This is a genomic window from Lysinibacillus halotolerans (assembly GCF_003711845.1).
In the GTDB taxonomy this organism is placed as follows: Bacteria; Bacillota; Bacilli; order Bacillales_A; family Planococcaceae; genus Ureibacillus; species Ureibacillus halotolerans.
This window is the reverse complement of sequence record NZ_RHLQ01000021.1, coordinates 12,652-25,893: the sequence shown is the minus strand read 5'-3', so window position 1 is coordinate 25,893 and position 13,242 is coordinate 12,652. Positions and strand designations below refer to the sequence as shown.

At 33.6% G+C, this 13,242-nt stretch carries 11 protein-coding genes; 8 read left to right on the top strand and 3 right to left on the bottom strand.

Features of this window, described 5'->3' with window-relative positions:
- Positions 1-161 precede the first annotated feature (161 nt).
- The 4 genes from EC501_RS09860 (at position 162) to EC501_RS18405 (ending at position 3,759) form a co-directional block, all read left to right on the top strand.
- A complete protein-coding gene (locus EC501_RS09860) occupies positions 162-1,859 on the top strand; it encodes a M3 family oligoendopeptidase (RefSeq protein ID WP_122972120.1) in 1,698 nt (565 codons plus the stop codon).
- Positions 1,860-2,000: 141 nt separating this feature from the next.
- Positions 2,001-3,080, top strand: coding sequence for an AI-2E family transporter (locus EC501_RS09855; protein ID WP_122972119.1), 1,080 nt, complete (start codon positions 2,001-2,003; stop codon positions 3,078-3,080).
- 30 nt (positions 3,081-3,110) lie between these two features.
- Positions 3,111-3,569, top strand: coding sequence for a hypothetical protein (locus tag EC501_RS09850; protein WP_122972118.1), 459 nt, complete (start codon positions 3,111-3,113; stop codon positions 3,567-3,569).
- A 16-nt stretch (positions 3,570-3,585) separates the two neighbouring features.
- Positions 3,586-3,759 carry a hypothetical protein gene (locus EC501_RS18405; protein ID WP_158599699.1) on the top strand — a complete coding sequence of 58 codons (174 nt, stop codon included), beginning with the start codon at positions 3,586-3,588 and terminating at the stop codon, positions 3,757-3,759.
- Between the two features lie 87 nt (positions 3,760-3,846).
- On the opposite strand, the gene EC501_RS09845 is transcribed toward EC501_RS18405, so the two are convergent.
- From EC501_RS09845 to EC501_RS09835, 3 genes are all read right to left on the bottom strand, one after another.
- Positions 3,847-4,863, bottom strand: coding sequence for an inorganic phosphate transporter (locus EC501_RS09845; protein ID WP_122972117.1), 1,017 nt, complete (start codon positions 4,861-4,863; stop codon positions 3,847-3,849).
- Positions 4,864-4,881: 18 nt separating this feature from the next.
- Positions 4,882-5,502, bottom strand: coding sequence for a DUF47 domain-containing protein (locus EC501_RS09840; RefSeq protein ID WP_122972116.1), 621 nt, complete (start codon positions 5,500-5,502; stop codon positions 4,882-4,884).
- A gap of 228 nt (positions 5,503-5,730) precedes the next feature.
- On the bottom strand, positions 5,731-6,891 hold the full coding sequence (locus EC501_RS09835) for a class I SAM-dependent methyltransferase (protein ID WP_122972115.1): 1,161 nt from the start codon (positions 6,889-6,891) through the stop codon (positions 5,731-5,733).
- A gap of 269 nt (positions 6,892-7,160) precedes the next feature.
- Between EC501_RS09835 and putP the strand changes: the two genes are divergently transcribed.
- The 4 genes from putP (at position 7,161) to EC501_RS09815 (ending at position 13,065) form a co-directional block, all read left to right on the top strand.
- Positions 7,161-8,654, top strand: coding sequence for a sodium/proline symporter PutP (gene putP / locus EC501_RS09830; RefSeq protein ID WP_122972114.1), 1,494 nt, complete (start codon positions 7,161-7,163; stop codon positions 8,652-8,654).
- A 124-nt stretch (positions 8,655-8,778) separates the two neighbouring features.
- Entirely contained in the window at positions 8,779-10,056 is a 1,278-nt protein-coding gene (gene hflX, locus EC501_RS09825) for a GTPase HflX (protein ID WP_122972148.1), read from the top strand.
- A gap of 264 nt (positions 10,057-10,320) precedes the next feature.
- The gene (locus EC501_RS09820; RefSeq protein WP_122972113.1) at positions 10,321-11,808 is read left to right on the top strand and encodes a peptide MFS transporter; all 1,488 of its coding nucleotides are present in this window, start codon (positions 10,321-10,323) and stop codon (positions 11,806-11,808) included.
- Positions 11,809-12,207: 399 nt separating this feature from the next.
- Entirely contained in the window at positions 12,208-13,065 is an 858-nt protein-coding gene (locus EC501_RS09815; RefSeq protein ID WP_122972112.1) for a DUF6612 family protein, read from the top strand.
- The last annotated feature ends 177 nt before the right edge of the window (positions 13,066-13,242 follow it).

The window sequence follows — 13,242 nt, the reverse complement described above, 5'->3', positions numbered from 1 at the left end:
TATTTGAAAAGTACATTCATTTTTAAATGAGTGTACTTTTTATCTTGTAGGTAGAAAACGATTCTATTAAGTTTAAAAATTATCAGAATAGTTGCTCTTTTGGGAGAAATCGTTAATAATAGATAATGAAGTGAATTGTGAAAAGTAGAGGGGTGCAAAAGATGGTTACATTCAAGGATTATGAATATAAAAGACCAAACTTAGATGAACTAAAGAAAAATATTCGAGAATTAATCGAACAGTTTAAAAATGCTAATTCTGTTGAAACTCAAAGTGAAATTATTAAAAAAATTAATGCTTTCCGAAATGATTTTTCTACACAAGCCAATTTAGTATATGTACGGGCTTCAATTGATACAAATGATGAATTTTATCAAAAGGAACGGGATTATTTAGACGAAATTTCACCCCAATTTGAAGAACTTACTTTTGAATACTATAAAGAACTTGTTAATTCGCCTTTCCGAAAGCAATTAGAAGAAAAATGGGGAACACAGCTATTTGCGTTAGCTGAAAATCAAATTAAAGCCTTTTCTCCAGAAGTCATTGAGCTAATGCAACAGGAGAACAAACTTGTTTCCGAATATAACAAGTTAGTGGCTTCTGCACAAATTGAATTTGATGGTAAAACATTAACACTTGCCCAACTAACACCATATGGTGAATCTACTGATCGAGAAGTCCGTAAAGAAGCGATGAAAGCACGTTTTAACTTCTTTGCAGAAAATGGGGAAAAGTTTGATGAAATTTATGATAAGCTAGTTCATCTTCGCCATCAAATCGCAACGACCCTCGGTTATAAAAATTACGTTGAATTAGGCTATATCAATATGGATCGTATTGATTACAACGAAGAAATGGTTGCGAATTTCCGTGATCAAGTTCAAAAACTAATTGTACCTTTAGCAACAAAACTTTATGAAAGACAAGCAAAACGTATAGGAATTAGCGATTTTAAATTTTATGATGAAGGACTAAATTTTCTATCAGGTAATGCAAAACCACAAGGTGATCCTGCGTGGATCGTGGAAAACGGCAAAAAAATGTATGAAGAACTTTCCAGTGAAACAGGTGAATTTTTCAATTATATGATTGACCGTGAACTAATGGATTTAGAGGCGAAAAAAGGGAAAGAAAGCGGAGGTTATTGTACATTTATCGATAATTACGATTCACCGTTCATTTTCTCTAACTTTAATGGTACTTCCGGAGATATCGATGTATTAACACATGAAGCGGGTCATGCGTTCCAAGTTTATTCTAGTCGCAATATCGGGATACCAGAATATTTATGGCCAACATATGAATCTGCTGAAATTCATTCCATGAGTATGGAGTTCTTTACTTGGCCATGGATGGAATTATTCTTTAAAGAAGAAACAGAAAAATATAAATTCACCCATTTAAGTAGTGGATTACTATTTTTACCATACGGTGTTGCAGTCGACGAATTCCAACATGTAGTCTATAAAAATCCAGCAATGACACCTGCTCAACGGAAGCAGGCTTGGAAAGAAATCGAAGACAAATATTTACCTCACCGTGATTATGACGGTTATGAATATTTAGAGGCAGGTGGATTCTGGCAACGTCAAGGCCACATTTATGGTAGCCCATTCTATTATATTGATTATACATTAGCTCAAGTATGTGCGTTCCAATTTTGGAAACGTTCAAGGGAAGACTTTGAAGCAGCGTGGAAGGATTATCTTCACCTTTGTAGCTTAGGTGGTTCCATGTCATTTACTAAACTAGTAAAAGAAGCGGGATTAATTTCTCCATTTGAGGATGGTTGTGTGGAATCGGTCATCGATGCCATTGAAGAATATTTAAACTCCGTAGACGATGTGGCATTATAGTTTAAAAAACTCTCGAAAGTTAATCTTTCGGGAGTTTTTTTGTAGTTTCTTTCTATTTCATATTATAAAATCAAAAATAGTATATAATGGTTGAATAGGAAATTATGATTGTTGGAACAATGTGGAAAGGAGGTTGTGTAAATGACAAAAAAAGTATGGTTTCAAGTTGGTATAGGAATTATCATAGCACTTTTAATTATTAAATATGTTGTCGAAATTCATTGGATTTTTAATCCGATTTTTATCATTATTAAAACGATATTTATTCCGTTGTTGTTAGGCGGTGTACTTTATTACATATCTGAACCATTACAAAGAATTATGGAAAAAAAGGGTGCTCCAAGATGGGCGAGCATTTCTACAATCATCTTATTATTAGCAGGTATCGTAACAGGAATTCTTTTATTAATCGGTAATCCAATTTCGGAACAGGTAAACAATTTAGTGAAAAACGCTCCTTATATAGGAGATAAAATAATGGATACAGCAGATATAGTACTAGATAACAAAGATAATTTGCCTCCACAGGTAGAAAATTTTGTTGACTCTATTTCTAACTCGATTCAAGAAATTGCTATGACAGGGAGTAAATATATCGTCTCTTTTGTCAGCGGAACGTTTTCAGCAGTGTTTACTTTAATTTTAGTACCGTTCTTCTTTATTTATATGTTAAAAGACCATGAAAAGTTTGCGCCAAATATTTATAAAATCTTTTCAGGAGAAAGACGTACATGGGTAAAGGAAACTTTATCAGATATCGATAATGTATTAAGAAATTATGTTCAAGGACAAGTATTAATTAGTTTAATTTTAGCTTCGATGATGTTTATTGGATACTTAATTATCGATCTAGATTATGCACTATTACTATCGATTTTTGCATTCTTTATGAATATGATTCCATTTATCGGACCATGGATATCATTAGCGCCGGCTCTTGTCGTTGCAATTGTACAAGACCCAATTTTAGTTGTTTGGGTTGGGGTGATTACTTTAGTTGCTCAACAAATAGAAAGTAACTTAATTACACCTAATATTATGGGGAAAACATTAGATGTACATCCGTTAACCGTTATTACGATTGTTTTAGCAGCAGGTAATATTGGCGGCTTTATTTTCATTATTATCGCCATTCCAACTTATGCGGTTATTAAAGTTATCGTAAAAAATATTTACGAAGAACGGAAAAAAATAAAAGAGGCTGCTACTAAGACGGTATAATTACTAGTAGATATACGAAGGAGTTCATACATGTTATCATTTGAACAAAAGCAATCAATCATTGAATCGTTTCCTGAATTAATGAAAAAGGAAATTTCATTAAAACGATTAAACTATCATTTTGAAGAAAGCCTATACGAAAAAACGATTGTTGTTGAAAAGTTACATCCGAACGGTAATGGATTCGTTTACGTAGGAGACTTGCTAAAATATGAGAAGTTGGCAAATGATAAAGGCTTAGTCAACATTCGCGATTTTGATGAAAAATCATTACGGGAAATTATTCAGGATTCAATTGATTACTTGTCGGAAGAGACGGATACACCAATTGAAGAAACATGGGTTTCCCGTGATGGGACCATTTTAACACTAGTTCATGATCAGTGGAATTGGGATATTTATCATCAAAATAATTTAGAAGAGTCCTTTGGAACCCGTGAGGCAGCGATGAATTATTTACAAGAAGAAGGATTTAAGTTGAAAAAATAAAAGGGGAAACATAATAATGAACGGGAAAAAAGTGGCCATTTATTTTGTTGGATTTATCGTAGTAGTTTGTTTATTAATAGTAATTGCGATGCAAATATTCTTCGCTACATATGAACCGAAAAAAGATACAACAAATAATGAAACTTCATTGTTAACTCCTGTTAAAGAGGGAGAAATAATTCGTTTATAATATCATCGAAAGGGCTAAAGTAATCTACTTTAGCTCTTTTTTATATAAAAAACCAAACGAAAGTTTTCGTTTGGTTTCATCAAATGATTAGAAGAATAGGTTAAGGATAAGGAAGAAAATTCCTGCCATCACCGCTGATATTGGCATTGTAATAATCCAAGTTAAAACGATTTTACGAGCAACTCCCCATTTTACACCTTTAACCCGTTGTGCAGATCCAACCCCCATAATAGCAGAAGAAATGACGTGGGTAGTTGAAACTGGTAAATGAATAAGTGTTGCACCGAAAATTACGGATGCAGATGCTAAGTCGGCAGCTGCCCCGTTTACAGGGCGGATTTTCATAATTTTACCACCGACCGTTTTGATGATTTTATAACCACCAACTGAAGTACCAAGACCCATTGCAATGGCACAGGCAATTCGTACCCATTCTTGTACTTCATCCGTTGATTGTAAGCCGGCAGCAATTAAAGCCATCGTAATAATACCCATTGCTTTTTGAGCATCGTTTGTACCGTGGGTAAAGGATTGAATAGCCGCTGTGAAAATTTGGACTGTACGGAAACCTTTATTTGTTCGATAAAGGTTGAAATTTTTAAAAATTACTTTAAATGCGGACATAAAGATAAATCCTATAGCTAATGCTAAAAATGGAGAAGCGATTAAACCGATGATAATACTTGAAAAACCACCGTAATTTAATATTCCAAATCCAGCTGCCGCAATAGCTGCCCCGGCAATAGAACCGATTAATGTATGGGAAGAACTTGATGGTATACCGAAATACCATGTTAATAAGTTCCAAGTAATAGCAGATAATAATGCTGCTAAAATAACGACTGTACCAGTTGTATCATCTGGCGTTACGTTCAATGAAAAGGGATCAACGATATCTTTTGCAATAGCCTTTGCCACTCCAACAAATGTAATTGCCCCTAAAAAGTTCATGACAGCAGCCAATAATACAGCAACCCGTGGTGGTAAAGCACGAGTTGATACGGAAGTAGCGATTGCGTTTGCTGTATCATGGAAACCGTTTATAAAGTCGAAAGCTAAGGCGAAGATTACGACTAATATTGTAAGTATTAATATAGTATCCATTTATAAAATCTCCTGATTCTACGCGTTACGCATAATAATTGTTTCTAATGTATTCGCTACATCTTGAGTAGAGTCAGCGATTTCTTCTAGTTGATCATAGATGTCGCGCATTTTAATTAGACGGATTGGATCCTTTTCATTTAAAAATAGTTGCTTTGTAGATGAACGTGAAATTTCATCACATTCGCGTTCATAATCCTTAATAAGGATAATATGTTTACGCATTGCAACTAAGTCCTTTTTATTTAAAAGATCTGTTGCTGCAACGATTTCATCGGCACTTTTTGAAATATAGTCTAAGAATTTTTCCATCGATTCATCGATTTCAATAAATGAAAACATTTCAAAATGTGCGATACAATGCTCTGCTCCATCAAGTACATCATCCATTTTGTTAGCTAAAGCTAAAATATCTTCACGTTCAATTGGTGTCATGAAAGATTTGTTTAACATAACGATTAACTCATGAATTAATTTATCGCCATCTGTTTCATACTTTTTCATTCGAACACTAAGTTCTTTTAAATCCGCTATGGAATTGATTTTAAAATCTCTTGCGTAATGAACAGCCTCTCTCATATTTTCTGCTATCTTGTGTAAAGATAAGAAAAATGGATCTGATTTTTTTGGACTAAACATGAAAATGCCCCCTGGTATATGTGCAAATTTTTAATAGTTATTTTAAACCTAAATAATCATAACAAAATTTTAAAAAAATCTATACACCTTAAATGTTTCATTTCACAAAATTTACATTGCTGTAACATAAAAAGAGTTCACAAATAGAAAAGCAAGCATATTAGAGTACGATTATTCTCCTACAATAATATACTTGCCCATTAATTTGATTTTATGAAGAGTTTTGAATTAAAAATACTGTTGAAGTTCTTTTTGTAAAAATGGTTCTGCAGATAAAAATTGAATAAACGAATTGTAGCGTTCAAGCTGTTCTAATGATGGTTTTTTTCCAGTAAAGTAAGCACGAATTAAAATATTTTTAGGTGTATGTTCGATATCGATGAACTCTAAAAGTTGTGTATCATAGCCGGCTAAAGTTAATATTTCCGCCCTAATGGAGTCAGTTGCAAGGGAAGCAAATCGTTCCTTAATTAAACCGTGCTGCATCATAATATCTAGGGCAGGTGCATTTAGTTGTCTATTTAATTCGTGCTGGCAACAAGGAACACTTAAAATAACTTTTGCTCCCCATTTAACGGCACGGGCCAAAGCCAGATCTGTCGCAACGTCACAAGCATGTAATGTTACAACCATATCCACTGCATTTTCATCATTATAATCATTAATATCACCCACTAAAAATTCAAGCTGATCATAATGTAGATCATGAGCAATACGATTACATTCTTCTATAACTTCTTTTTTCAAATCCAGTCCAGTTACTCGTATGTCTAATCCCTTTTCGATTTTTAAATAATGATATAAGGCAAAGGTTAAATAGGATTTTCCTGAACCAAAGTCAAGAATTCGAATTTGTCGATCTTTAGGTAAATGTTGTAATGAATCATCGATAAACTCAACGAAACGGTTAATTTGTCGAAATTTATCAAACTTTTGCTTTTTCACTTTCCCATCTTCCGTTTGAACACCAAGACGAATAAGGAAAGGATATGGTGTCGATTCATCAAGTAAATATTGCTTTTTACGGTTATGGGAAAGGTTAACTTGTTTTGCTTTTTCAAGTTTTTCAACTTTCCAAAGTACTTTATTTTTTTTCGACAATTGTATGTGTATTTTTTCATCCGTAAATTGGGCATGAATTTGACGAAATTGCTGTAATAATATATCGAAGGAATCGGAAAACTTTTCTAATAAAATATTTTCATGTTTTAAAATACGTTCGTATTGATATTCCAATTGAATATGGTAAAGCCCTTTTAGTTCAATTGGTTTTAACTTCACTCGTTTTAACTCGTTTGATTTTTGCCGTGGTTGGCTAAAGGTTGCATTAATTAATTGGTGGCTATTAATACGATTTAAAAATTGTTCTTTCATTTGTTCAAAGTCCATTTGAATCAGCCTCTACTTTTAAATTGTTGAAAATAGTTTAACATAGCTCTATTAACAAGTGCTAAATTCTAGTTTTTATATTCATATATTGGACTATAAAATTAAATAATAATGGAAGTATATTGAAAATTTTATTTTTTAAAAAATCTTACATACAATTATTATGAAGTATGATAAATTATAAGCAAATAATAGTGTTTCTAGAATACGCGTTTATTTTCTATTATTCGACACTATTTTCAAAAAAATTGAAATAAGGGGGATGGATTATGTCAGATCACGCTTTTCAATTGTTAGCCATTGTTATTTACATGCTAACAATGATTATTATTGGTTGGTACGCCTATAAAAGAACAACGAATTTAAATGATTATATGTTAGGCGGACGTGATTTAGGTCCAGCTGTCACGGCCTTAAGTGCTGGAGCAGCAGATATGTCTGGATGGCTACTAATGGGGTTACCAGGTGCAATTTATACTGCAGGTTTAGTAGAAGCATGGATTGCAATTGGTTTAACGGTAGGAGCTTGGCTAAACTGGTATTTTGTTGCACCTCGTTTACGGGTTTATACTCAAGTTTCGAAAAATTCCATTACGATTCCGAGTTTTTTAGATAACCGTCTTCGTGATAAGACGAAATTAATTCGTATCGTTTCAGGTATCGTTATTTTAGTATTCTTTACATTCTATGTATCATCAGGTATGGTATCTGGCGGTAAATTTTTTGAAAGTTCCTTTGGTTTTGATTACCATACAGGTCTATTAGTTGTTGCCGTCGTGACGGTTGGCTATACGTTATTTGGCGGATTTTTAGCCGTTAGTTACACTGACTTTTTACAAGGTCTTATTATGTTTTTAGCTTTAATATTAGTACCGACAATTGGTTTGTTTTTCACTGGTGGATTTGGCGATACAATCGACTCCATTCAATCGGTGAATCCAGAACACTTTAATTTGTTTGCTCAAACGGCAACAGCAGCTGGGATTATTTCTTCTGTTGCTTGGGGACTTGGTTACTTTGGACAACCGCATATTATCGTTCGATTCATGGCAATCAAATCGGTAAAAGAAACAAAACAAGCCCGTCGTATCGGTATTGGTTGGATGATATTAAGTTTATTTGGTGCAATTGGTACTGCACTAGTTGGATTAGCCTACTTCCAACAAAATGGTGGGAATATTGATGATCCAGAAACAATCTTTATTGTTATGGGGCAAATTTTATTCCATCCATTTATTGCTGGTATTATGTTAGCTGCGATACTAGCCGCTATTATGAGTACGATTTCTTCCCAATTGATTGTAACATCTTCGGCCCTTGTGGAAGATATGTATAAAGCGTTATTTAAAAAAGATGCGACGGATAAACATTATGTTTTCGCAGGTCGCTTAGCAGTTCTTGTTGTTTCAGTCGTTGCTGCAATATTAGGATGGAACCCGGACAGTTCAATTTTAGATTTAGTTGGATTTGCTTGGGCAGGATTTGGTGCAGCGTTTGGACCAACAATTTTACTTGCTCTATATTGGAGAAAGTTAACAAATGTTGGTGCGCTAACAGGTATGGTAGTAGGGGCTGTTGTTGCCTTTATTTGGGGACAAAATAAAGAGCTATCCGGTATGCTATATGAAATTGTACCTGGTTTTGCAATCAATTTAATTTTGGCGATTATTGTAAGTTTATTAACTTATAAACGAAATGATGAAATTGAAGATGAATTCGATGAAACTTTAAACTTGTTACATTCAGAAAAAGAGAAACAATAGAATTTTAAAAGACCTATAACATTCCTTTGTTATAGGTCTTTTCTTGTGTAAAAAGGGATATAATGTATGATACGATTGTGGAAAATACCCTACGTTAACAGGGAGGAATCTTTTAGTGACGAATATGCAACAGATTGAAACAATTATTGAAAAGGCCATTTTAGTTGGCGTTAATTTACAAAATGATCCTAATTTCCATTACTCAATGGAGGAGTTATCCAGTTTAGCTGAAGCTCTTGATGTGACGGTAATGGGGACAGTTACACAAAATTTAGAGCGGGTAAATCCATCCCATTATGTAGGAACTGGAAAAATTGAGGAAATAAAAAGTTTTATAGAAGAGTTAAATGGAAATTTAGTCATTTTTAATGATGAACTTTCACCTTCCCAAATAAGAAATTTAGAACATGATTTAGAAGTTAAAGTAATAGATCGTACGATGCTTATTTTAGATATTTTTGATCGCCGTGCAAAAACACGGGAAGCGCAAATGCAAGTCGAATTAGCTCAGCTTCAATATATGTTGCCACGACTAGTTGGGCTTCATGCTTCACTATCCCGTCAAGGTGGTGGCACTGGTGGAGGTTTTAGAAACCGGGGTGCTGGGGAAACAAAACTAGAGTTGGATCGGCGAAAAATTGAAGACCAAATTTCAAAGCTTCGTAAAGAGCTTGAAGGTGTGAAAGAACAACGGGAAACCCAAAGGAAAAAAAGAAGGAAAAACGAAATTCCAATTGTTTCCTTAGTGGGGTATACAAATGCTGGGAAATCAACAATAATGAACCGATTATTGAAAAAGATTGGACAAGAAGATAATAAACAAGTTTTGGAAAAAAATATGTTGTTTGCAACTTTAGATACTTCTGTTCGGAATATTGAGTTGCCAGATAAAAAGACATTTTTATTAACAGATACAGTTGGATTTGTAAGTAAGTTACCCCATCATTTAGTAAAGGCATTTCGTTCTACTTTGGAGGAAGCAAGAGAAGCAGACTTATTATTACACGTAGTAGATGTTTCTAATGAGCAGTATCGATTTATGATGGACGTGACGAACAAAACGTTGAGTGAAGTTGACGTAGAGGGGATTTCGACCATTTATGTATATAACAAATCGGACATTGCAAACGTAAAATATCCATTAATAAGTGGAGACAATATTTGGATTTCTGCCCAGGAAGATAGTGGTTTAGACGAATTAATCGAAATGATTAAACAACATATTTTTTCCAATTACGTTGAATGTGAAATGTTTATTCCTTTTGAGCGTGGCGATATCGTTTCGTACTTAAATACGTATGCACAAGTGAAAGAAACAGAATATGAAGAAAATGGGACTAGGTTAGTAGTTGAATTAAAAGAGTCGGATATGAAAAAGTATGAAAGCTTTGTAATAAAATAATGAAAATGGGTAACGATGTATTTGTCGTTGCCTATTTTTTTATAAATAAAAATTATTTTTATATACCTTTTAAAGTCCGTTAATAACAGTTCTTTAGTAAAAGATATAGAAAATAAAGAAGAAATCGAAATTTCTAACTTTTTTATAATATATTGAAAAAACATTCATTTTGTTTTAAGGTAATAAAACGAGTTTTCAGACTGTGATTTCAATAATCTAAATTGTTTGAAAATATAAAAATATTAACGGAAGAGGGATTTCTTTATGTATAGTAAAGACGAAATTGTCAAATCCGTTCCTCAAAAAGGATTTTTTGGTCAACCAAAGGGCTTATTCACATTATTCTTTACTGAATTTTGGGAAAGATTTTCATATTATGGAATGCGTGCCATTCTTATCCTTTATATGTATTATGAATTGCACGATGGTGGATTAGGATTAGATAGAGGAACTGCGAACTCTATAATGGCTCTTTACGGGTCTTTAATTTATATGTCAGGTATTATTGGCGGTTGGTTTGCGGACCGCGTATGGGGTACACGTAAGACGGTATTTTATGGTGGAATATTGATCATGATTGGTCATATTGTATTAGCATTACCATTCGGTCTTACTGCTTTACTCATTTCGATGGCGTTTATTATTGTCGGAACTGGTTTATTAAAGTCTAACGTATCAACGATTGTTGGAGATATGTATGCTGAGGGAGATAATCGCCGTGACTCAGGATTTAGTATTTTCTACATGGGTATTAATATGGGTGCCTTTATCGCACCATTAATTATTGGTACTGTTGGGGAAAAATATAATTTCCATTTCGGATTCGGTTTAGCTGCTGTCGGTATGTTAATCGGTTTAATCGTTTTCTTTGTAACGCAAAAGAAATTTTTAGGACTAGCTGGTCTTGAAGTGCCAAACCCATTAACAGAACAAGAGAAAAAGAAAACAATTCGTAATGTTATTATTGCCATTATTGCCATTTTAATTGTAGGGTTCATTTTAAATGCTACTGGTAATTTAACAATGGCTGTGTTTAGTTTAATCATTACAACACTGGGTATATTAATTCCAACCGTGTTCTTCATTGTGATGTATCGAAGTCCTAAAACGACGAAAGATGAAAAATCTCGAGTATTAGCTTATATTCCTTTATTTATTGCTGCTGTTATGTTCTGGGCTATTCAAGAACAAGGAGCAACAATTTTAGCAACATATGCAGATACTCGTACGGATTTAACTGTGGGAAGCTTTGAAATCCCAGCATCTTGGTTCCAATCTCTTAACCCATTATTCATTATTATCTTTGCACCTATTTTTGCATGGATGTGGTTAAAACTTGGTAACCGTCAACCTTCTACTCCGAAGAAATTTGCTATTTCATTATTTTTTGCAGGTTTATCATTCTTAGTAATGATTATTCCAGCGAAAATGTCTGGCGGTACAGAACTTGTTAGCCCTTGGTGGTTAGTTCTTTCCTTCTTCCTTGTTGTAGTAGGGGAGTTATTATTATCACCAGTCGGTTTATCAGCAACAACAAAATTGGCACCAGCGGCATTTGCAGCACAAACAATGTCTTTATGGTTCTTAACTAGTGCGGCTGCCCAAGCGATTAATGCCCAACTCGTTCGTGTTTATGAAGCAGTAACAGAAATTACGTACTTCGGAACACTTGGCGCATTATCTATCTTTTTAGGTCTTTTACTATTAATATTAACACCAATCATTGCAAAGGCGATGCGCGGAGTAAATTAATAAATGAGAGGCTGGGACATAACTCGAATTTTTGAGGAAATCTAAAAGTCGGGCATTAACTTTCTGATTTAAAACTTCGATTACGCCTTTATACCGCAAAAAAATGTTAGACCATTTACAATTTTGGTCTAACATTTTTCTTTTGTCCCAGCCTCTTTTTTATTATTTTAGAAAAAAATGACACCCTTTCCATACTTATACGTAATAAATAATAGTAGCTATCCTATAAATAAAACAAATTATTAGTATGTAGCAAATTGTATAGAGAATTAGTTACAGAAATGAAAGAAGTAAAAAAGTAACATTTTGTATAAAATGATAAAAATAGTTAGGAAAATATTGTAAATACTGTTATCCTATGGTGTGTAAACTAAAGGTTTAATGAAAGGAAGGGTTTTTATGAAAAAATGGGGATACTTATTAATCGGTTTATTGTTATTCGTGTTAACGGCATGTAATAGCACGGCAGAACCACAGTCTGGTGCAACATCGAAAAGTAGCGATTTGACGTTGGAAGAGGTTTATAACAAAGCGATAGAACGACAAAATGAACTAAAAAGTGTCAGTGGCTCGATTGCAATGGACCAAACAATTGGTTTTGGAACTGGGGAAGAAAGTATTGAAATGACAACGAAGAGTGATTTGAAACTTGATATGGTTACAGATCCTGTTTCCATGTATATGGATGGAACAATGACGATGGGAGAGCCAACAGCGGAGGGCGATGCATCGATGGATATGGAGATGTATATGTCCAAGGAAGGGATGTACATGTTTGATTCTCAAACTAACCAATGGGTGAAGCTACCATCTGAAGAGTTTGACGCGATTATGGGGCAAACAGCAAATCAAGTTAATACATCAGAACAGCTTGAACAAATGAAATCATTTATTAATGATTTTACATTTGAACAATCGGAAGATCAGTATATTCTTACTTTAGAAGCTGCTAGCGATAAGTTTACAAAGTATATGTTGGAGCAAATGAAAATTAATCAAACTTTAGGTCTTTCTGAAGAAGACACGCAAATGCTTGAAAATACGAAAGTTGAGAATCTTAACTATAAAATTGAAATTGATAAGGAAACCTTTGATATGACGACAATGGATATGAATGTCACTTTCACGATGGATATCGAAGGTGAGTCAATGACAATTAAGACGGATATGGTAAGCAAATTTGATAACTTCAATGGTGTTAAAGAAATTACAATTCCTCAAGAAGTAATCGATAAGGCGGTTGACGTACAATATTAATAAACTTTTAAGCTTAACTCTAAAAGGGTTAAGCTTTTTTCATGAGACAAACATTAATAAATATAAGTAATACTTAAAAAAACTACATTTTACTAAAATTTGAAATATACTCTCTAATTTTTCAACTTCAAGTTATCGGCATTGATTTTTCGACTTTTTCAACTTATAATGAAATAC